The following is a 22,431-nucleotide window of genomic DNA, read 5'->3' as shown; positions in this document are numbered from 1 at the left end:
ATGAAATGAAAAATGAAAAATACACCTGATAATAATAAATATCACTGCTATATTTATTTTAAAAGAAAAAAATTGTGAACAAAAGCACAATTTAGCTTGATTTTGATTTGTGAATTAGATAACATCTGAGTGTAACATATCACAAGGAGGAAATTTATGAAGGATTACATGGGGAAATGGTCAAAAGTTTTTGTTTTTATAATGTTAGTTGCCGGGATGATTATGCCTTCGGCACAATTTATACAAGCTCAAGAATTCACAGCTGGAAGCTACGAAGGAACTAGCCGAGGTTATGGTGGCGATATTACTGTAGAAGTAACTGTCACAGAAGATCGCATCGTTTCGATTGAAGCTGATGCAGCTGATGAAACACCAGGTATTGGTGATAAAGCGATTGAAACACTTACGAATCAAGTCATAGAAGGACAAACACTCAATCTTGATGTGGTCTCAGGCGCATCAGGTTCATCTAACGGCTTTTTAGCAGCACTAGCACTGGCTTTAGAGGCTGCAGGTGCTGATGTTGATGCCTTAAAAGAAAAAGAAGCTGAAAGTGTTCAAGAAGTTGAAACGATTGAAAGTCAAACCACAGATGTCATTGTGATTGGTGGTGGTGGAGCAGGACTAGCTGCAGCTGTCAGTGCACATGAAAATGGGGCAGATGTTATTTTAGTTGAAAAAATGCCTCGTCTAGGTGGAAATACAATTCTTTCTGGTGCTGCCTATAACTCATTTGATACAGAAAGACAACAACTGATTGAAATGACAGATTTAGAAAGACAAACAGTTGAAAATTTAATTGCAGAAGAACAAGAAGATGAATTAGTCCAATCTTGGCAAGCAACATTAGCTGAAGAATGGGATGCTTATAAAGCATCAGGTGAAACTTATTTATTCGATTCACCTTCACTGCATAAATTGCAAACATATAACGGTGGAGACAAAATGGCGGATCCAGTTTTAGTAGATCAGCTTGGTGAAAAAGCATATGAAGGTATTGAATGGCTAGAATCATTAGGTATGGGCTTTAATGACTACATGTTTACTGTTTTAGGCGGCTTGTGGACACGTGCTCATCAACCATCAGAGCCTCTAGGTACAGGTTATGTTAATGCCTTTACTCGTTATTTCGAAGAAAATTCAGGCAGTATGCAATATTTCCTAAACACTAAAGCGACTGATTTAATAATAGAAGATAATAAAGTTGTTGGTGTTATCGTTGAAAACAATGGTGAGAAAGTTGAATTAAGAGCTAGTTCAGTTATTATTGCAACAGGTGGTTTTGCAGCTAATGTTGATATGCGTGAAGAATACAATGAAAATTGGGCTTCTCTATTAGATATTAAAACAACCAACCACACAGGTGCAACAGGTGATGGTATTGAGCTAGGACAACAAATCAATGCCTCATTAGTTGGAATGAGTGATATCCAATTATTACCAATGGGCGATCCTGAAACAGGAAGTCTATCAGGAAATATTGAGCAAGGGGTACAAGATAGAATCTTTGTTAATTCAGACGGAAATCGATTTGTTAATGAAGGTGAACGTCGTGATGTGATGACGAAAGCATTATTCGAACAAGAAGATGCAATGATGTGGACGATTGTTGACCAACACTCATATCCAACGGGTGATACAACCAATAACTTTAATGAAACTATTGATGAATTAGTTGCTGAAGGTCGTGCGTTTGAAGCCGACACACTAGAAGAATTAGCCGAATTAATCGGTGTCAATCCAGATAATTTAGTAGCGACAGTGGATGAATTCAATCAAGCAGTTAACGGTGAGATTGAAGATCCATTTGGTCGAACACTATTCGATAATAAAATCGACACAGCACCATTTTATGCAGCTGCTCGTAAACCAACCGTACACCACACAATGGGTGGATTACAAATTAATGCAGCCGCACAAGTTTTAAATGAAGATGGCGAAGTCATTGAAGGACTATTTGCAGCAGGTGAAGTAACCGGTGGTATTCACGGCGCAAACCGATTAGGTGGTAATGCCTTAGCTGATATTATCGTTTATGGCCGAATTGCAGGCGCGAATGCGGCTAACGCTCAAAATATTGAATAAACCTATCCTATATAAAAAACGATCTTTGTCAGATGACGAAGATCGTTTTTTAATATTCTTAATAAAATCAAATTTATACCTCTATCCCATCTTGCTTACGGAATATTTGGAAAGCAATACATCCAAGCCCTGTGTGCGCACTAACCGTTGGCACCAAATCAATCAATTCCGTTGTCGCATGAGGAAAAGCTTGCTGAATTTTTTCACGAACAGACTTGCCGACATCAAGCGCATCGACATGGGCAACTACAACATGCCAATTAAATTGTCTTTTATTTAAAGCAGTCATTTTCTCATCAATCACATATTGCAAGGACTTCTTAAAGGTACGAACCGTTTTAACGACTTTATTGGTTCCACCTGTTTCACGATTAATTTCTAAAATAGGTTTCATCTGAACTAAATTTCCAACAATCGCATTCGTTCGAGATAAGCGACCGCCCCGTGACAAGTGCATCAAATCGTCTGGAATCAAAATGGTATTGGCATCTTCAAGCGCTGCATCTAGGCGCTTAACAATTTGATCTAACTCTAATCCCTTATTCGACAATGTCTTGGCTAATTTTAATAAATATCGCTGAATCACAGCTGTCGTTCCCGTATCGAAGAAGGTGAAGGGGATATTTAAATTTTGGGCCGTCGTATGCATAGCACTGGCCGTCCCGCTTAGGCCAGAACAAATTGGAATCGCAAAAATCTCTGTATATCCTTCATCCTTAATGCCTTGAAACAAAGTTTCGATATCAGATAGAGTAGGTAATGAAGTTTTTACTATGCGTTGTTGATGCAATTGTTGATAAACTTCAGGATAACTAACTTCTTCATATTCTTTGTAACTTTTATCATCAAATGAAATTTGTAAAGGAACACTAAAAAAACCTAAGTCTCTGTTTTGGGCTACCGTTAGCCCTGTTCCACTATCCGTCACAAAAGCGATTTTTCTCATCATTCCACCTCATATTTAGTATTGAATAGAATTTTATATACTTATATAGTTTACCATAACAAAAATAAGATATTCAATGGAATGGCCTAGCTTTAACGAGAAGGCACAAGCCTTCATAAAGGTTTAAAAACTTAAATCGTGTTACAATAGAAGTAGGCACTCTAGGTGTGATTGATGTTAAAAGTATAAGGAAATTGTCCTGTTATTTTATAAATGCAGTCGTATTAATTAAAAGGAGAGAGTTAAATGAATGAAATTCAAAAATTATTAGAACAGCTGAAGTCCTATCGCTGGGTTAATTTAACACATGAGGTTCATGAAAACATTCCCATTTATCATACCTTTAATCCTTTAAAGGAAACGATCATTTCAACGATGGAAGAATCCCGTGTGGATTCGCGTGAATATACAATTGGAACTTCTCACGGTACTCATATTGATGCACCTAAGCATTTTGCGGAAGGTAAACGTGGTATGGAAGAAATCGGCTTGAAAGAACGTGTTTTACCACTTTATGTGATTCACTTAGAAGATAAAGTTGCAGAAACACCCGGATATGCAGTCACGGTAGAGGATATTCAAGCATTTGAAGCTGAGCATGGAACTATCCCAGAAGGAAGTTTTGTGGCCTTTTCGAGTGGGTGGTATAAACGATTCCACGACAGTGATTTATTTAAAAATACAGATGAAAATGATGTGGAACATACACCAGGTTGGTCAATTCCTGCATTAGAATATCTCAGCCGTACGCGAAACGTTACCGCAATCGGCCACGAAACCTTAAATACCGATAGTGGTGTGGAAGCCGCTGAAGCAGGTTTTCTTGATGCTGAGTTATATTGGCTAGCTGAAGATAAGTACCAAGTTGAATTGATGGCCAACTTAGATCAACTTCCAGCTGTAGGGGGCATTATCTTTGTCACAATGCCACATATTCAAGATGCACCAGGCTTTCCAGCAGAAGTATTTGCAATTGTTCCAGAATAAATAATTGAATATTGAAACACATAAAGCAGGTGAAAACCTGCTTTTTTTGTGTTTATAGCTAATCATTTATTTTCTTGCGGTATTCACGAGGGGTCATTTGTGTTTGTTGATAGAATTGGCGGTTAAAACTTCTTTGTGTCTCAAAGCCCGATTCATAGGCAATATCAAGAATGGATAGTGAACTTGATTGCAGTAGTTTCTTAGCATGTGAGATACGAAGGTGTGCCAAATAATTAGGAAAACTCATTCCGATTTGATTAGAAAAAATTTTAGACAAAGTATAGACATTGCATTGGAGAGCGTCAGCAATGGACTGCAGTGAAAGGGCTTGGGTATACTGGTTATTAATGTAGGTTAATGCCCGGTGAGTTAATGATGATTCAAAAACTGTCTGATTTTTAGTCAATTGTATCTTGTTAAAGATTAGAGCAAATACTAGACTAAATCGCGCTTTAATTAACAATTCTTGCTTGTCTCGTTCTGAATGGATGGTTTCTTTTAATAAATATAATGCTTGACCGAGCTCGTGTGATATTTCAAGGCTAGGATTGATAACAGAATAATTTAATAAATACGGTTGATAGTCCGAGAGATAGTGAGGATCAATAATCATAATGTGCGCTTTATAGTCATTGGAATCGTAATAAGAGTGAATCGAGTGCGGAAAAATGATAGCCAGGGAATTTTCCTTCAAAGTAAATATCTCTTGTTCAATTTCAATTTGACACTTTCCTTGAGTAACCCAAACTAATTCTAAATCTTTATGCAAATGACGTGGAAAATTAAAGTTTTGGACCTCTAAAATATGATAAGGCTCATGGGTCCATTGAGTCTCGTAAAAAGCAAAAATATTAATCCCATCCTTTACACCAATTATTGTCTACTTTATTTATGTATCTGTCAGGTATCTTAAGCTGTTTATTGATAAAATGCAACTGAAAGCGTTATTTATTTTATAAAAGGAGTGATTTAATGAAGCGGGCTTTAATTATTCAAGGTGGCTGGGATGGTCACGAACCTCAGTTAACCAGTAAACGATTTGCACAAATGTTAATCGAAGAAGGTAATTGGCAAGTAGAAATAGAAGATAACTTAACATGTTTAGAAGACTTTGAACGTTTAGAAAAGATGGATCTGTTAGTTGCTTGTTGGACAATGGGGACCATTACTCCAGAACAATCAAGTAATGTGGTAAAAGCGGTAGGGGCAGGAATGGGCTTAGCTGGAGCTCACGGTGGAATGTGTGATGCCTTTAGAAATGATACACAGTGGCAATTTATGACTGGAGGTCAGTGGGTATCGCATCCAGGAGGAGATGGCATTGAATACCAAGTAGAAATTAAGTATGGGTCTAGCCCTATTGTAAAAGGTCTGAGCGATTTTACTGTTTGGTCTGAACACTATTATTTACATATCGATCCAGCGGTTGAGGTATTAGCGAGTACACGTTTTCCTCATCCAGATGTTCCTTATTATCACTTATCCAATAAGGCTGTGGATATGCCGGTTGCTTGGACGAAATTTTGGGGAAATGGACGGGTGTTTTATCAATCATTAGGGCATCATGATGATGTATTTGATAAGAGTCCAATGGCCCATCAATTGATGAAACAAGGTTTACTATGGGCTGGTGAGAGTAAGACGATTGTAAAAGAACAAGGTCTGACTACAGAACGGTTTGAAAATGATGCGAAGATGTATTAGGGAGGTGCTTATTAATGAAAAGAATTAAATTGGCATTTGTTGGTGTGGGGTCTATCAGTGATATTTATTTGAAAAATTTAACGGAAGTTTTTAAACAGCTTGAAGTAGTAGGGGTTTGCGATTTGGTAAGAGAGCGGGCTGAGGCAGCAGCGGAAAAATACCGGATTCCAAGGGTATATGCGGATTTGGAGGAGTTGTTGGCAGACCCAGAGGTGGAGATTGTGTTGAATTTAACACGCCCGTATGAACATTATGTGGTGACAAAGGCTGCTTTAGAAGCGGGCAAGCATGTTTATACTGAAAAACCTTTAGCGGCAACGGTCGAAGAAGGGGAAGAATTGATTCAGTTAGCGGCAGATAAGGGATTGATGATTGCAGGAGCACCGGATACTTTTTTAGGGGCATCGATTCAAACTTGTCGCAAGTTGATTGAGGATGGTTATATTGGTGAACCGATTGCTTTTCAAGCTTCGATGATTTGTCGAGGGCATGAAAGTTGGCATCCAGATCCTGCCTTTTATTACCAAAGAGGTGGCGGCCCGATGTTTGATATGGGGCCTTATTACTTAACGGCTTTGGTCAATTTGTTGGGGAAAGTTAAGGGTGTGACGAGTTTAGCTAAAAAGTCGTTTAGCCAAAGGACCATTACCAGTCAGCCGTTGATGAATCAAGTGGTCGATGTGGAAGTGCCAACGTATTTAACGGGGATTATGGAATTTGAGAATGGTGTGGTCGGTCATTTAACAACTACTTTTGATGTGGTTTATAAAGAACAAGCCCGGTTTGAAATATATGGTTCAGAAGGAACACTGATTGTGCCAGATCCAAATATGTTTGGAGACAAGGTGTATCTTTTGCGGATCGAAGATAATGAATATAAAGAAATGCCATTGTTGTTTGATTATCGTGAGAATTCAAGAGGTCTGGGAATTGCGGACATGGCCGATGCTTTAGCGAATAATCGCCAGCCACGAGTGAATGTGGAACAATTGTTTCATGTGTTAGATGTCATGGATGCATTTGAACGAAGCAGTCAAAGTAAGGCTTATGAAGCGATTGAGTCGGATTTTGAGTTGACGCCTTTGATGAAGAGAACGGCTTTAAAGGGTGTAGTGGAAGGTTGAGTTGTTATAGAAAAATTAACAAGGATTACTATTTTTACTCAATTGAATGGACACAAACTGCTACGCGGTCGGATGAAAAGATGGTTTCATCCGAGCGGTTTGCTCGCGCTCGTTTGAAAAGGTAGTTTCATCCGAGCGGTTTGTTCGCGGTCGGATGAAAAGTTGATTTCATCCGAGCGGCTTGTCTGCGGTCGGATGAAAAGTTGATTTCATCCGAGCGGCTTGCTTGCGCTCGTTTGAAAGGTGAGTTTCATCCGAGCGGCTTGTCTGCGGTCGGATAAAAAGTTGATTTCATCCGAGCGGCTTGCTCGCGCTCGTTTGAAAAGGTAGTTTCATCCGAGCGGTTTGTCTGCGGTCGGATGAAAAGTTGATTTCATCCGAGCGGTTTGTTCGCGCTCGTTTGAAAGGTGAGTTTCATCCGACCGCACATTATCCAACCAAGTTCTAAAATTTTTCAAATCAAAAGTGGTTCATTATTCAACTAGTTACAGTTGAATAATAGGCTGCTTATTTTTATGAATCGATGCATACATTACAGCTGCCTCGCGCAGCTTTTTTGATGATGTCTAATTTTTACATGAATCATCACCAAATTTCACCTTATACGATGATAGCGGTTTCAATTATGATAGAGATGAATATAAATGGTTATTATTATAAAAGGAGGGTAGTATGCAAAAAGTATCAATAATAATAGAAAAGGAGTCAACGTATGTATAAATTTAGTATTGGATTACTTGTTTCTTTGCTGTTATGTCCGCTATTTTCATCTGCGACCGTATTAGCCAATGAAGAGTCTGTATCATTAGATTATGTTGAAGCAATGGGAATGGGTTGGAATTTAGGGAACACTTTTGATGGGTTTGATGAAAATGGTGACCGTGGTGAAGAATCATGGGGCAATCCCGTTGTAACAAAAGAGCTTATTCAAAGTATTAAAGCAAAGGGCTTTGACAGCATTCGTCTTCCCTTTACAGCTCATATGCGTATAAGTGATGCTGCAAATGATTTTACAATCGATGAAGAATTCCTAAATCGTTATGAAGAAGTGGTTGACTGGGCATTGGAAGAAGACCTTTATGTGATGATTAACCTTCATCACGATTCGTGGATATGGCTTTCGGATTGGGATGGAACAACAGACTCAGATATTTATAATAAATATCACCGTATTTGGGACCAATTAGCCGAGCGCTTTAAAGATAAAGATGAGCGCGTCATGTTCGAATCCATTAATGAGCCTCAATTTAATAATACAGAAGATGAGACTGGAATTATTTATTTAACTCAGTTAAATAAAGATTTTTATGATATTGTGCGCAATAGTGGCGGAAATAATGCTGAGCGGATGCTCGTTTTACCTACTTTAAATACAGATGCTGCTCAAGATAAGTTGGATGCACTTTATGATCAAATCATTGAATTGGATGATCCTAATATTATGGCGACAATTCATTACTATAGTGAGTGGGTGTACAGTACCAATATAGGGAAAACAGGTTTTGATGAAATCCTTTGGGATGATGTTACACCGCGTTCGAGCTTGGTGGATGTTTTTGATCGAGTTCATGATACCTTTGTTGCGAATGGGATTGGTGTAACAATTGGTGAATATGGTTTATTAGGTTATGACAAAAGTAGTGAAATTAACCAGTTCGGGGAAACATTGAAGTTTCTTGAGTTTATTAACTACTATGCCCAAGAAAAACAGCTTAACTTGATGCTGTGGGATAATGGTCAGCACATTAATCGCGAAACAGCTGAATGGTATGTCGAACCATTTGGACAAATGATTGAAAACTCTATGGAAACACGTTCAGCCTATGTGAGTGATTTAAATACCTCATTTATAGAAGAAGGGCAAACTACGATTGACTTACCATTAACTTTAAATGGCCTTGAATTAATCGAAGTGAAAGATAGTAACGGTGAAACTGTCTCCTATCGTTCTAATGGTGAAGGGATATCGATCGACTTAGATGATTTTAGTGATGCCTTAGTGGAAATAGCTGATGAAGTTACGCTTGAATTTATTTTTTCAGACGGAAGTGATTGGCAACAGCATTTAGTTCGCGTGGATAAACCAGAGATATTTACTTTAGAAGAGGAAGAAATGACGGCTGTGTTAAAAATTCCACTGAATTATAATGGGCAGATATTGAAATCGGTCGAATCAAGGGATGCTGAAAATCAGCTTGTTTCCAATAATAGTTGGTGGGATTATTTAGAAAATGGTTATGAATTTGTAGCGAATCCAAACGAAAATACCATTGATTTACTTGAGAATTATACGCGTTTATTAGAAGATGGATCTTATACCTTAACGTTTAATTTCTATAATGGTGAGTCAATAAACTATCAATTAGAGGTCAATGGAAATCAAGTGAGTGGGCAAGTGAGTCAATAATTTATGAAATGAGTGATGGTGTGAGATACGAAAATCCGGTTATACGGGGCTTTAATCCAGATCCTTCTATTTGCCGCGTGGGAGATGATTTCTTTGTCGCAACAAGTACTTTTGAATATTTCCCAGGTTTGCCTATTTATCATAGTAAAAATCTGGTTGATTGGGAGTTGATTAATCATGGGATTAGTCGCCCCTCGCAGCTAAAGTTATCGACTGCTGCTCCTAATGCGCTAGGGCTGTACGCTCCAACTTTAAGGTATATTAATGAGCGGTTTTATCTTATTTGTACGAATGTGGGTGGTCCCGAAGGTTTTAATGGAAATTTTATCGTTTGGACCGATGATATTTATTCAGAGTGGTCTGATCCGATTTGGTTGGATTTGCCGGGGATTGATCCATCATTATTTATCGATGATGATGGGAAGATATATTATACCGGCACGCATGAAAAAATATACTTGTGTGAGATTGATTTAGAAACGGGTGCGACAGGTTCATTGCATGATATTTGGACGGGGACAGGTGGAAGAGATCCTGAAGGACCACATATTTATAAAAAGGATGGTTTTTATTATTTAATGATTTCTGAAGGTGGGACGACTTACGAGCATATGATTACGATGGCAAGAAGTGAGTCTATCTGTGGTCCATACGAAGCTTTTGAAAATAATCCTGTATTAACTAATCGTTCTCTTTCCAGTTCGATTCGTGCGGTTGGTCATGCAGATTTAGTCCAAGATCAAAATCAAAACTGGTGGGCGGTTTGTTTAGGTATTCGTGTGTTACCTAAGTTTCCAGTCAGTCATATTTTAGGGCGGGAAACGTCCGTCTTACCCGTTAAATGGGATGAAGGGGCATGGCCTGTTTTTGGTAAGCATGGTTCGCTAGCTACTCAAATAGAGGCTAACTTACCGGCGGAGTTGAAAGAAAGTCTATTGGATGCATCTATTTTAGCATTTGATTCATTGCATTGGACTTACTTATTTAGTCAAAATACGGAATTAGTCCAAATTGAGTCTAAGGAATTGGTTAAGTTATATGGCAATGAAGCAAATTTGGATGATCAGGCTGAAATGGCTTGGTTTGGTTTTAGGCAGGATGAATTTCATTTTTCAACAACTGTTTGCTTGGACTTTGATGCATTGGATGTTCATCAAGAATTCGGTTTGACTGTTTTCTTAAATGCTAAACATCATTATGAAATAGCGGTTAAGCGATTTGAAAAGTCAACAAAAGTAATTTTAAAACAACGGATCGGTCCTTTAAGTGCGGTTATAGCTGAGGAAGCTTTTGTTGGCAATGAAGTTGTACTGCGTTTAGTGGGGAGTCCACAAAGTTATCAATTTTTTTATGGTAAAAGTCCAAAAGAGCTTATTCTTCTTGGAGAGGGTGTGCCACATTATTTGTCAACGGAAGTTGGCGGATCCTTCACAGGAAACTTTATTGCTTTGTATGCGTCGGGTAACGGTAAGATAAGTTCACATCCCATCAGAATGTCAAAAGTTGTTCATGAATCATAAAATTGTGAAGGGGTTTCAGGACCCCTTCTTTTTGAATAGTACTTATTTTGAACTGATAAAATCGCATAATGGTCACTTGAAATATTATGGAAAAAACTTATACTAGTAGTAACCGCTTACGGTTAGCGATATTTATTTAATAAAAAGTAGATTGTGAGGATTTGTATGCAGATGATATTTGTTAATGAGAGAAGTCATTCATCGATGCCTTCATTTCATTTAAGTAATTCAAGAATTTCTTATATTTTTAGGGTAATGGAAGAGCTGAATATTTTAGAACACCTTTATTTTGGGAAAGCTATACACCATCAAACGAGCTTTGATTATTTAATTGAACGGGAAGCACGTCCATCGAATAATCAAATTGTAGGCAGCCAACTGACTTCTTTGGAACATATTCGACAAGAGTTGCCTGTTTATGGTACGACGGATTTTCGTTTGCCGGCTGTAGAGTTGACCTATCCTTCGAATGATCGGATTTCGCATTTTGAATACCTGGGTTATACTTTAGAAAATGGTAAAACAGAGTCAGAGACATTGCCAATGTTATCCGCTGAAAATGAAGAAGCCGAGAGTTTAATTATCCATACTAAGGATCGCTATAGTGATTTGAATATTGATTTAATCTACACCATTTTTAAAGATAGTGATGCGATTAGTCGCAGGCAAGTCATTAAAAATGAGGGTGAGGATACTGTTGCTATTAATCGTTTAATGAGTCTATCACTCGATTTTGATCATGATCAATTTGATTTAATCCATTTACATGGGGCATGGGCTCGTGAAACACATGTTGAAAGAGCAAGTTTAATTAAGGGAATTCAACAATTTTCGAGTGCTCGTGGTGCTTCGAGTCATCAACATAATCCATTTCTAGCCCTTGTTTCTCCTGATGCAACTGAGTTGGCGGGAGAGGCTTTTGGCTTTAATTTAATTTATAGTGGGAATTTCTTAGGTCAAATCGAAGTCGATACGTATAATGTTACCCGTGTATCGATGGGGATTAATCCCTATCAGTTTAAATGGCAGTTAAAAGCAGGTGATATTTTTGAAACGCCAGAAGCTGTTCTTGTGTATAGTGATGCTGGTTTAAATGGTATGAGCCAAACTTTCCATCAATTGTATTTGACTCATTTAGTTGATGGTGGGCCTCGACCAGATGAAGCTCCTGTATTAATTAACAGCTGGGAAGCTAATTATTTTAATTTTGATGAAGAAAAAATTATCGAACAAGCAAGGGTTGCGAAAAGTTTAGGGATTGACTTGTTTGTTTTAGACGATGGTTGGTTTGGACAGCGCGATACAGATAATGGTTCGTTGGGAAATTGGACGGCTGATAAACGCAAACTTCCTAATGGTATAAAAGGTTTAGCGGATAAGATTCATGAACTAGGAATGGATTTTGGCTTATGGTTCGAACCTGAGATGTTATCGACGGACACACCGCTTTTTGAACAACATCCGGATTGGATTTTAGGTCATCCAGAAAAAAATATCTCTCATGGTCGCAATCAATATGTATTAGATTTTACTAACCAAGCGGTCATTGATGAAATATTTAATCAAATGGATGTTATTTTAAGTGCTGGTTATGTTGATTATGTTAAATGGGATATGAATCGTTATATTTCGGAAGCTTATTCACAGCATTTAGCAAGCGACCAACAAGGTGAAGTCTTCCATCGCTATATTTTAGGTGTTTACCAATTGTTGCATCGATTCCGTCAAGCTTTTCCGAATATTTTACTGGAAACATGTGCTGGTGGTGGGGGACGCTATGATGCGGGGATGCTCAAATATGCGCGTCAAAATTGGATTAGTGATGATACGGATGCTGTTGAACGATTGAAAATTCAATATGGTGCGTCGATGGTTTATCCGATTTCGACGATGGGAACGCATGTTTCAGAAGTGCCAAACCACCAAGTGGGAAGAATGACAAGTTGGAAAATGCGTAAAGATGTTGCGCTCTTCGGTACATTTGGCTATGAATTAGATATTACTAAACTGGATGAGGCTGAAAAGGATATTGTTAAAGAACAAATTGTTGAATTTAAACAATATCAAGCCTTAATTCATCATGGGAAGTTTTACCGTTTAAGCAGTCCATTTGAATCTGATCAAACTGCTTGGATGGTTGTAAGCCAAGATCAAACGGATGCAATTGTTGGTGTTTATACAACAAGGGCAGTTCCGAACAAGCCCTATCAAAAAGTTAAATTAACGGGTTTGAATCCTGATTTTAACTATAGGGTTAAAGAAACGACAGTTGAGGAAACAGATGATCGCTTTGGGGATGATTTGATGCAAATTGGTTTATTGTTAAATACTAACCAAAATGCGCCAAAACAATCAACCAACAAAGAAGTTAGTCATAGCGAGTATAAGAGTCGTTTGTTTTACTTAAAAGCTAGATAGATTATTTCACTCACTCTGGTGCTATTGGTTTGGTGTTAGAGTGAGTGTTAATATTTATAGTGAGATGGGGTGTAGAAATGGGCATTAAGAGTAGCAAACAAAGATCTGTTAAAACTAAGTTAATTGGTATCTATGTCGGTTTGCTCATTATTCCTTTAATTTTAGTCGGTTATTACTTAAGTATCAGTATTCGTACAACCCAAATTGATACTAAAATAGAAGAAATAGAGCAAGATGCAGTCCGTACGTCAGATGAATTAAGTAATATTTTAAACACTATCGTTCGTGTATCGGATTGGATTTTCCAAGATACACGATTGATGAATATTCTTGAAACGAACTATACCTCTATTTTTCAACTGTATATTACCTATCAGAACTATAGCCAGTTTGAAGATTACATGCGCCACCATCCTGAAATTCAACATATTCGCATTTATACAGATAATCCTACTATTTTAAATGGTAACAGCATTAATCTATTGAATGCTGAAATTATTGAAACAGAGTGGTATCAAACAACTTTAGAAAAGAGGGGCCAAATTTCATGGTTTTATAACCAAGATCCCATCACAAAAAGGCCGTATTTAAACTTAACGAGAGCTATTTTTAATCAAGATAATGAAATTATTGCGGTTATGTCCATTGCCCTAAAAGATGAGGTTATTAATCGAATTATTGGTAACTCTTTGAATACATCATTGTTATTATTAAATGACCAATTAATATTTAGCCAACCTTTTGTTGAAGAGGACAGTGATATTTATTTAGATTATAAACAGTTTATCCATCAGTCGGACGAGGAAAGTATGTCTGTTAATGGTAATGAAAGCGTATCCCAGGGGGTATCGCAAGAAATCACGTTTATCGAGCATCAAATAGGTATTGAAAAGACGATGCATGATGTTTTAAAGTCAGTTGTCACGGTTCCGACAGCAGAAATCAATCAAGATGCCAATCGCGTTTTATTTAACACCTTTGCGGTGATGGTTTTCTTTTTAACGATTATGTTGAGCTTTCTTCTAGTATTTATTTGGCAGTTTGAAAAGCGTATTTTACAATTGCAGGAAAGTATGACTAAAGTTGCAAATGGAGATTTTAATATACCAAAAGAAATATCTGGAAATGATGAGCTGACAGATGTTTATCAGCAATTGTACACAACAATGGAAAGTCTGCAACAATTAATGGCGGATAAATATAATTATGAATTGAATCAGAAGACTTGGGAAATTGAAATGCAAGAAGCAGAATTTAAATTGTTAGCCAGTCAAATAAACCCTCATTTTCTTTACAATACGCTCGAAATGACGCGGATGAAGGCACTATTGAATAAGGACTATGAAGTGGTTGAGATTATTATGATTTTAAGCCGTTTGATGCGGAATTCATTAGAAAGGCAACGTGATGAAGTCCTTATTTCAGAAGATTTGAAGTTTATCGAAATGTATTTACGTATTCAAAAATTACGGTTTGAAGACCGCATACAGTATCAAATTATTGATGAAACCACTCAAAACTATGCAATTCTCCCACTACTCATTCAGCCATTAATCGAAAATGCATTTGTTCATGGTATGGAACATGTTGCTAGGCCTGTTTCAATTGAAATTCGTATAAAGGAAAAAGGAGTTCATATATCGATAGAAGTTTCTGATAATGGTGCAGGCATGACGGAGGAAAAACTCAAAGAAATAAGAGCGCTTATTGCATCGGATACTAAAAGTAATCGGATTGGTTTGAATAATATCCAGCAACGCATCATGATTTATTATGGACCACAATACAAGTTAAACATTGATAGCTCTGTTAGGTTAGGGACAGTCATTAGTTTTGAAATTCCTAAAAGAACATTGAGTGAAACGGAAGGGGACATAAATAATGTACAAAGTGCTAATCGTAGATGATGAACCAGTAGTCAGAGAAGGCATGAAGCAAATTATCGATTGGCAAAATCTTGGATTTGATTTAATAGGGACGGCTGCAAATGGCAATGAAGCTTTACAAATGATGAAGAGTCAAGAAGTGGATATCGTCATCACAGATATTCGCATGCCTGAAATTGATGGAATCGAATTAATTAAGTTGATTCGCGAAAACGACTATCACTGTGAATTTATTATCGTGTCAGGCTATTCTGAATTTACTTATGCAAAAGAAGCAATTCATCAAGGGGTATCATCTTATCTGTTAAAACCAATAGATGAAAAAGAGTTAATTTTAGAATTGGAAAAACTGGCTTCTAAAATTGAAAATAATCGACAAAAAAGTCAATCGTATGATTTTTATCAAGAGTATTCCAATATCAATCAGTTAAAAGAATTTATTATTTATGGGATTTATGAAGAACAAATTGAACTTCATTATAATGCGGATGAGTACCACTTGTTAAAAATCGATAGTAATGTTAATGGCATGTCCCATGAAAATATTATAAAAGCAATAAAAACGATCGCAGAAATGGAAATCATTCATTTTAATCATGGAGCGATGTTGTATTATCTTTTTACTGATTTTACCTATGCACAAATCTTAAAAATCATTCAACAATTAATTGAACAGGATTTAAAATTTAGTCGTAAATTAAGCTTTATTTTAAGTCAATCGACCCATGACTTTAAACAACTGTCACATTTATATCAGGAAATTAAGGATTTAAGTCAGAAAAAATATATGTATCCCAATTTAAATATATTGTCATTAGAAAGTATTGCTGAATATAAAGAAAGTTTAGCCAATCAAATTGAAATCGATAAAGCAGATATTAATACACAATTGTTTGAAGCGATAAAACATAATCAAAAAGAAATCATCCATGATTTATTAGTGACTTTAAATTATTATTATACAAAAAATGATTGGAGGGAAGCGTATATTAAAGCAGACCTTGCGTCAATGTTTACTCGCTTTGCAGAAGAGCTTGAAGATCAGATTAATCATCCATTAAAAGAAGACCAAAAGCGTTATATCGTTTCGATTATTTTAAATGAACAATCCCTTCACCAAACCTTCGAATTTTTAAATGCTATATTTAATGATTTTAGCCGGTTCTTTGATGCCGCTAAAGATAAGCACGATATCGTCGCAGAAATGAAAGAATATACTAAAAAGAATTACCATCGCAATATTACGCTGATGGATATTAGTAATGAATTAAACTATTCTTATTCTTACATCGGCAAAAAATTCCGAGCGGAAGAGAAAGTGAGTTACCGGACCTATCTAGACTCTGTCAGGATAGAACAAGCTAAATGGCTATTGAGCACGCAGCAGTATTTGGTTTATGAAATTGCAGAAAAAGTCGGCTATAACAATAGTGACTATTTCTATAAAAAATTCAAATCAATTGTTGGTATGAGTCCAAGTGACTATCAAAAACAATTTGAAATTAGTTAGGATGTTAAATATGGCCAGAAAAAATATGCTGAATTCTAGTTTATATAAATATCTCCGCTACCTATATTATTTTTTAGCAAGCAATTTGTTGTTTTTATTAATGACTCTCCCCTTGTGGGTTGTGTATATTAGCTTTCCTCCCATTTTAGAAAACACCTTGTTTTATCTATTAGGTCTTATTCCAATGGGAATGGCAATCGCTGGCTTAATGTTTGCGATGGGGCAATTAGTACGTAACAATGAATTAAATCCTGTTAAAGACTTCTTTAGAGGGTATCGAATGAATTTTAAAGAAAGTTTTATTTTTTGGATGATTCAATTAGTGATTATGACGATACTAATCGTTGACGTCTATTATTTTCTTTCTAAGGATTGGATATGGATAGCGGCTATATTTGCTATTTTATGCTTTCTCGTCTTAGTCTTTACACTAATAGGAATGTCTATCTTAGTAACCTTTGTTATTACCATTAAGAATCTTTATAAAATAACTGTTGTATTAATTTTTAGACAGTTTAAAACTCAATTATTTCTAACAGCCACCTTAATTGCATTTTTAATTATTTTGATTTCTTTTCCAAATATTGCTTCTCTTTTTACCTTTTCTATTACAGCTTTTTATTTTATGAAATCAAATAATCCACATTTTGTGGTCTTAGCGCAAGAGTTTACGAAGGAGAGTGAGGTCAATGAGTAAACAAATCAGTTGGGAAAAAATTATAACAACCATGATGATGGTAATATTACTGCTGTCAGTATTCTTTTTTAGGAAAATTAGTGCGCAGGAAGCCTTCTCAAATCCAATTCAATCCATGACATCTCCTCCTGAATCATTGGTCATATTGAATGAAGAGCAGTTGACGATTTCCTTTAATAAAGAAACAAACGAATGGTTAGCAGAGGAAGATTCTTCAATTGATCCCAATCAAATTTGGCGTTTAGTCACAGCCTTATCACAAATCGAAGGAGAAGTTTTAGAGCCAGCAGATCTTGCTAGTGAAGTTAATGTGACCTTTACTTTTATCGAAAGTGACGGTCAACAACACATTTTAAGTATCTATGATGACAATCAACATATTGCATACAATGAAGCACTAGTTATGGTAGAGGAACTTCCAGATTTATTGCGAAATTTTAGTTGGCTTGATTTGAATGACCAAATTGAAATTCCAATTGGTCAACTAGTAGAGATTCGTTACGAAGAAGATGCCGAATCATTCACATTGAATCAGGAATCTAATTTTTCAGCAGTGGAAAAAGCACCTTTTATTACAGCTTGGTTTTTACATCAAGACAAAGAAACAGTCTTTTCGATCAAATATCAAAGCTTAGAAAAAATCTATCAAGCTGTTATCAATATTCGAGGACAATTGCTTTCTGATTATACAAAAAGTAAGAATGTCAATGTCCAAAGTATTGTTGAGCTAGTTGGAAATGAAGGGGTGGAAACACTGACTTTTTATGATGACGGCGTTATGCATTTAACGAATGCTGATGAATATTATCAGATTTCCCCTAAGCTCCTCAATGGGTTTTCAATGGATGCCATGGATTTAATCGATAATTTTATTGCGTTAATTCCCTTAGATGCCATAGAAAGTGTCGAAATTAAAGGCCAAGATATTGATTTTATTTTAGATGTGGAAGCGGTGGTTGATGGAGAAAACGTCGAATTTTCCTATTTTTTAAATGACAATGAAATCGAAGAAGCGACGATGCGCCGTGCCTACCAATACCTTGCTAGTTTAGCCTACACGCGGCCAGCAACCAATGAAGAGCAAGAAATAAAAAATGACTCAAGCATTCAAATTAAATATCTCTTTCGATCTGATGGTGAAACAATCGAACACATCATTGATTTTATACCACTCAATGACAGTGAATACCTTGTGTCCAAAAACAATATCCGAGAATATGTAATATCTCAAGATGCATTGGATACCCTAGTTGATGCTTGGCAACATTTTAATAAATAAAACTAATATTATACTGTTTTAAGCTGAAATGATTAATCTTACCTCACAGACAAATTCCTATATGAAACTTGTCTCGTGAGGTTTCGTTATGAAGATAAAACGAATAACAATAATGTAATCGCTTTAATAATATAGCTAATTTTTACATGTAGGAGAACGTATTTTTGATGTGTTCATTGCAAGCGATTACATATATAATATAATTTGATAAGGCACAAGTTAGAAGGAGAGTGATTTTTTGGAAGGGGCAACAATTGCAAAAGATGCTTTGACCGTTCAAGGAACAGAACAACTGAGTAAAAAGCGTCATAAGATTACTTGGAAAAAAATTAAAGAGCAACGTGGTTTGATTTTGATGGCTTTGCCGTTTGTCATATGGATTTTAATCTTCAACTATACCCCTCTTGTAGGATGGGTAATTGCCTTTCAGGATTATAAACCTCAGAATGGTTTTTTTGGATCCGAATGGGTAGGTTTTAAACATTTTATTGATTTATTTAATGAACCCTTATTTTACACAGCATTAAAAAACACCCTTGGAATGGGTGGGTTAGGATTAGTTTTTGGTACGCTCTCATCGATTACATTTGCGCTCATGTTGAATGAGATTCGTTTTTCAAAATTTAAGCGTTTTACTCAAACAGTATCTTATTTACCTCACTTTGTTTCATGGGTGGTTGTAGCCAATATAGTTATACAATCCTTATCGCCAAGTGGAGTCGTTAATCAGCTGTTAATGTCATGGAATATGATTGATTCACCGATTAATTTTATGGCAAACCCTGATTATTTTTGGGGGATTGTCACCGTCTCGGATGTGTGGAAGGAAACAGGTTGGAATGCCATTATTTATTTAGCCGCTATGACAAGTATTGATCAAGAAATGTATGAAGCTGCTCGCGTTGATGGAGCCACTCGTCTTCAACAAATGCGACACATCACTTTACCTGCTATTCGGCCTATTATTATCGTTCTTTTGATAATGAGTATTGGAAACTTAATTAATATTGGTTTTGAAAAACAAATGTTACTTGGAAATAATATTGTTGCGGACCAAGCCTTAGTTATTGAAAAATATGCCTTAGATTATGGGATAGGAATGTTTAGATATTCCTTTGGTACGGCTATCGGTATTTTCAAGTCAGTCGTAAGTATTATCCTAATTGTTATTTTTAATAGTATTGCGAAGCGTACCGGAGAAGGACAATTAATGTAGAAAGGAGTAGAAATATGAATGTAAAAAATAGCAAAAAGAAACCCCTTCTCAAACGGGCAACAACGATTGATTATGTTTTAGCAATCGTGATGTTATTCGTGATCATCGTCACCTTATATCCGTTTTTAAATGTTTTAGCTATATCACTTAATGATGCGACTGATACAGCTAGAGGGGGGTTACATATATTCCCACGTGCTTTTACGTGGCAAAACTATCAAGAAGTATTTAGTTCAAATAATAATTTATTGTTAGCTTTTAGAAATTCGGTGTTAAGAACTGCGATAGGTACTGTTACAGCTACTTTCTCATGTGCAGTTTTAGCCCATGTCTTGAGTCGAAAAGATTTTGTTTTTAGAAGACATATCAATATATTACTAACGTTAACCATGTATGTCAGTGGTGGGTTAATTCCGGGATATTTATTAATAAGAGAATTAGGTTTGATTAATAATTTTGCGGTTTATATTATCCCAGCTTTAATAAGTGCTTTTAATGTTATTGTAATTCGTTCGTTTATTGACGATATTCCAGATGCTTTAGAGGAGTCTGCAAGAATTGATGGTGCATCGGATTTTACGATTTTTCTTCGTGTCATCATGCCACTTTGTATGCCTGTGTTAGCGACAATTGCTTTATTCGTAGCTGTTGGACAGTGGAACTCATGGTTTGATACTTACTTGTATGCACGGTCTAATACTAATTTAACCACCTTGCAATTTGAGTTAATGAAAATCATGGATAATGCTAGTTCATATACTGCTTCGGATGTTAGTCGGATGAATCAACAAGGAACCCAAATTGCTAGAACAACGCCTGAATCGATAAAAATGGCCATTACTATTATTGCTACAGTCCCGATTTTAGTTGTCTATCCATTTTTACAAAAGTATTTTGTTTCTGGACTTACTTTAGGTGCCGTAAAGAGTTAAAAAATCTCATTCCAATTTAGGAGGAATAAAATGAAAAAGAGTATTAAACAATTACTTACAGCCACAACAGCACTACTTGCTTTAAATTCAACCAGTGCTTTAGGAACACTCGCCGTTTCTGCTCAAGAAGAAACGCCAGAGCCGGTAACTCTGACATTTTTCAATGCCGACTTATCAACAGATGATCCCTTTACGAACCCGGTTGCCCAAGAAATTACCCGCTTAACAGGGGTTACTTTAGAAATTTCCCACCCGGTTGGTGGTGATGAGCAAGCTGTGCCGTTAATGATTGCTAGTGGTGACTATCCAGATATGATCTTCGCTAAAGGTGATATTAACAAAATGATTGATGCTGGAGCTTTAATTCCGCTAGATGATTTAATCGAAGAGCGCGGTGATAATATTAAAGCGATGTATGGAGACCAACTGGATCGTTTACGGAATAGTTTGGATGACCCTCAAATTTATCACTTAGGAACAGCCGGTGTTGTTAATCGTCCATTTAAGACAGCTGGGACATTCCAAATTCAATTTGATGTGCTGAAAGAGTTAGGTTATCCAGAGATTCGTACGTTAGAAGATTATGAAAATGCTTTATTAGACTATATTGAAAAATATCCAGAAATAGATGGACAAAAAACAATTGGTTTAAGTTTACTGGGTAGTGACTGGCGTTGGTTAATCACAGTAGGTAACCCATCTGGATTTGCTGCTGGTTGGCAAGATGACGGTCAATGGCATGTGGATGAAGAAACAGGTGATACAGTTTATAAATTTATGACGCCTGAATTAAAAGAATACTTTAAGTGGTTAAACCATATGAATGATATTGGCTTACTCGACCCTGAATCCTTTACACAAACTCATGATACTTATATTTCAAAATTATCAACCGGTCGTGTTATTGGGATTGCAGACCAGGAATGGAACTATAGCCAAGCCTTAGCTGTTTTAAGACAAGATGGGAAGACTAACCGTTTATTTGCACCACTTCCTGTTACTTTAAATGAAGATTTGTTGTCTCAAAGTAATCGCGACTCTGGATTTACAGGTACGACGGGTATTTCAATCACTTCGACATCAAAAAATCAGGAACGTGCCTTTGATTTCTTAAATTGGATGGCAAGTGAAGAAGCGCAAATTCTCGTTAACTGGGGTGTAGAAGGAGTTAACTACGAAATCGTTGATGGTCAACGTGTTCAATTTGAAGAAGACCGAATTAATGCTGAAACAGACCCTAATTACTCTATTAACGCTGGTATTGGTGCTTATATCTGGCCTTTCCCACAATGGGGTAATGCAGCACTAGACTCAAATGGACAAACCATTGGTCGTGATAGTGCTGATGCGATTATCGAAAACTACTCTGCTGATGAGCGCGAAGCCTTAGATGCATATGGGGTAGACCTATGGATCGATACATTCCCAGATCCTGAAGAACTAGGAATTCCAGCTCATGGTCGTGCATATGAATATGTGATTCCAGCCAGTTCAGATGCAGCCATTATCCAACAAAAAGCAGATGATTTAACAACACAACGAATTACTCAAGCCATTTTAGCAGATCCTTCAGAATTTGATGCTTTATGGGATCAAATGATTGCAGATTTAGAGCAAATGCGTATCGGCGATGCTGAAGCGGAAATGACACAATTAACATTAGACCGACTTGAACTATGGGGTAACCCAATCGAATAATCGATAAAGATTTATAAATACG

Annotated in this window: 16 protein-coding genes; 14 read left to right on the top strand and 2 right to left on the bottom strand. The window is 36.5% G+C overall.

What is annotated here, in order from left to right; genetic code table 11:
- Window positions 1-156: 156 nt before the first annotated feature.
- On the top strand, window positions 157-2,085 hold the full coding sequence (locus tag ACTQ54_RS09775) for a flavocytochrome c (RefSeq protein ID WP_441756390.1): 1,929 nt from the start codon (window positions 157-159) through the stop codon (window positions 2,083-2,085).
- A gap of 73 nt (window positions 2,086-2,158) precedes the next feature.
- Here the strand turns inward: ACTQ54_RS09775 and ACTQ54_RS09770 are convergent, their stop codons facing one another.
- On the bottom strand, window positions 2,159-3,034 hold the full coding sequence (locus ACTQ54_RS09770) for a DegV family protein (RefSeq protein ID WP_441756388.1): 876 nt from the start codon (window positions 3,032-3,034) through the stop codon (window positions 2,159-2,161).
- A 243-nt stretch (window positions 3,035-3,277) separates the two neighbouring features.
- Between ACTQ54_RS09770 and ACTQ54_RS09765 the strand changes: the two genes are divergently transcribed.
- Window positions 3,278-4,018, top strand: a complete 741-nt coding sequence (locus ACTQ54_RS09765; protein ID WP_441756386.1) for a cyclase family protein — start codon at window positions 3,278-3,280, stop codon at window positions 4,016-4,018.
- Window positions 4,019-4,076: 58 nt separating this feature from the next.
- Here the strand turns inward: ACTQ54_RS09765 and ACTQ54_RS09760 are convergent, their stop codons facing one another.
- On the bottom strand, window positions 4,077-4,823 hold the full coding sequence (locus tag ACTQ54_RS09760) for a helix-turn-helix domain-containing protein (protein ID WP_441756447.1): 747 nt from the start codon (window positions 4,821-4,823) through the stop codon (window positions 4,077-4,079).
- Between the two features lie 167 nt (window positions 4,824-4,990).
- Here ACTQ54_RS09760 and ACTQ54_RS09755 point away from each other — a divergent pair, with 167 nt between their 5' ends.
- The 12 genes from ACTQ54_RS09755 (at window position 4,991) to ACTQ54_RS09700 (ending at window position 22,409) form a co-directional block, all read left to right on the top strand.
- Window positions 4,991-5,722 carry a ThuA domain-containing protein gene (locus ACTQ54_RS09755; RefSeq protein ID WP_441756384.1) on the top strand — a complete coding sequence of 244 codons (732 nt, stop codon included), beginning with the start codon at window positions 4,991-4,993 and terminating at the stop codon, window positions 5,720-5,722.
- Between the two features lie 14 nt (window positions 5,723-5,736).
- A complete protein-coding gene (locus ACTQ54_RS09750; RefSeq protein WP_441756382.1) occupies window positions 5,737-6,846 on the top strand; it encodes a Gfo/Idh/MocA family protein in 1,110 nt (369 codons plus the stop codon).
- A gap of 712 nt (window positions 6,847-7,558) precedes the next feature.
- A complete protein-coding gene (locus tag ACTQ54_RS09745; protein ID WP_441756380.1) occupies window positions 7,559-9,253 on the top strand; it encodes a cellulase family glycosylhydrolase in 1,695 nt (564 codons plus the stop codon).
- Between the two features lie 20 nt (window positions 9,254-9,273).
- On the top strand, window positions 9,274-10,773 hold the full coding sequence (locus tag ACTQ54_RS09740) for a glycoside hydrolase family 43 protein (RefSeq protein WP_441756378.1): 1,500 nt from the start codon (window positions 9,274-9,276) through the stop codon (window positions 10,771-10,773).
- A gap of 171 nt (window positions 10,774-10,944) precedes the next feature.
- Window positions 10,945-13,191 carry an alpha-galactosidase gene (locus tag ACTQ54_RS09735; RefSeq protein ID WP_441756445.1) on the top strand — a complete coding sequence of 749 codons (2,247 nt, stop codon included), beginning with the start codon at window positions 10,945-10,947 and terminating at the stop codon, window positions 13,189-13,191.
- 44 nt (window positions 13,192-13,235) lie between these two features.
- The gene (locus ACTQ54_RS09730; protein ID WP_441756376.1) at window positions 13,236-15,098 is read left to right on the top strand and encodes a cache domain-containing sensor histidine kinase; all 1,863 of its coding nucleotides are present in this window, start codon (window positions 13,236-13,238) and stop codon (window positions 15,096-15,098) included.
- A complete protein-coding gene (locus ACTQ54_RS09725; RefSeq protein ID WP_441756374.1) occupies window positions 15,073-16,587 on the top strand; it encodes a response regulator transcription factor in 1,515 nt (504 codons plus the stop codon). The genes ACTQ54_RS09730 and ACTQ54_RS09725 overlap by 26 nt, the downstream gene beginning before the upstream one ends.
- A gap of 10 nt (window positions 16,588-16,597) precedes the next feature.
- Window positions 16,598-17,284, top strand: a complete 687-nt coding sequence (locus ACTQ54_RS09720) for a DUF624 domain-containing protein (protein WP_441756372.1) — start codon at window positions 16,598-16,600, stop codon at window positions 17,282-17,284.
- On the top strand, window positions 17,277-18,563 hold the full coding sequence (locus tag ACTQ54_RS09715; protein ID WP_441756370.1) for a hypothetical protein: 1,287 nt from the start codon (window positions 17,277-17,279) through the stop codon (window positions 18,561-18,563). Before ACTQ54_RS09720 ends, ACTQ54_RS09715 begins: the two co-directional genes overlap by 8 nt.
- A 238-nt stretch (window positions 18,564-18,801) precedes the next feature.
- Entirely contained in the window at window positions 18,802-19,779 is a 978-nt protein-coding gene (locus ACTQ54_RS09710) for an ABC transporter permease (protein ID WP_441756368.1), read from the top strand.
- Window positions 19,780-19,793: 14 nt separating this feature from the next.
- Window positions 19,794-20,711, top strand: coding sequence for a carbohydrate ABC transporter permease (locus ACTQ54_RS09705; protein ID WP_441756366.1), 918 nt, complete (start codon window positions 19,794-19,796; stop codon window positions 20,709-20,711).
- Window positions 20,712-20,741: 30 nt separating this feature from the next.
- Window positions 20,742-22,409, top strand: a complete 1,668-nt coding sequence (locus ACTQ54_RS09700) for an ABC transporter substrate-binding protein (RefSeq protein WP_441756365.1) — start codon at window positions 20,742-20,744, stop codon at window positions 22,407-22,409.
- Window positions 22,410-22,431: the final 22 nt, after the last annotated feature.

This window comes from Fundicoccus sp. Sow4_H7, from assembly GCF_052115865.1.
GTDB lineage: Bacteria > Bacillota > Bacilli > Lactobacillales > Aerococcaceae > Fundicoccus_A.
This window is presented reverse-complemented; position numbering and strand designations above follow the sequence as displayed.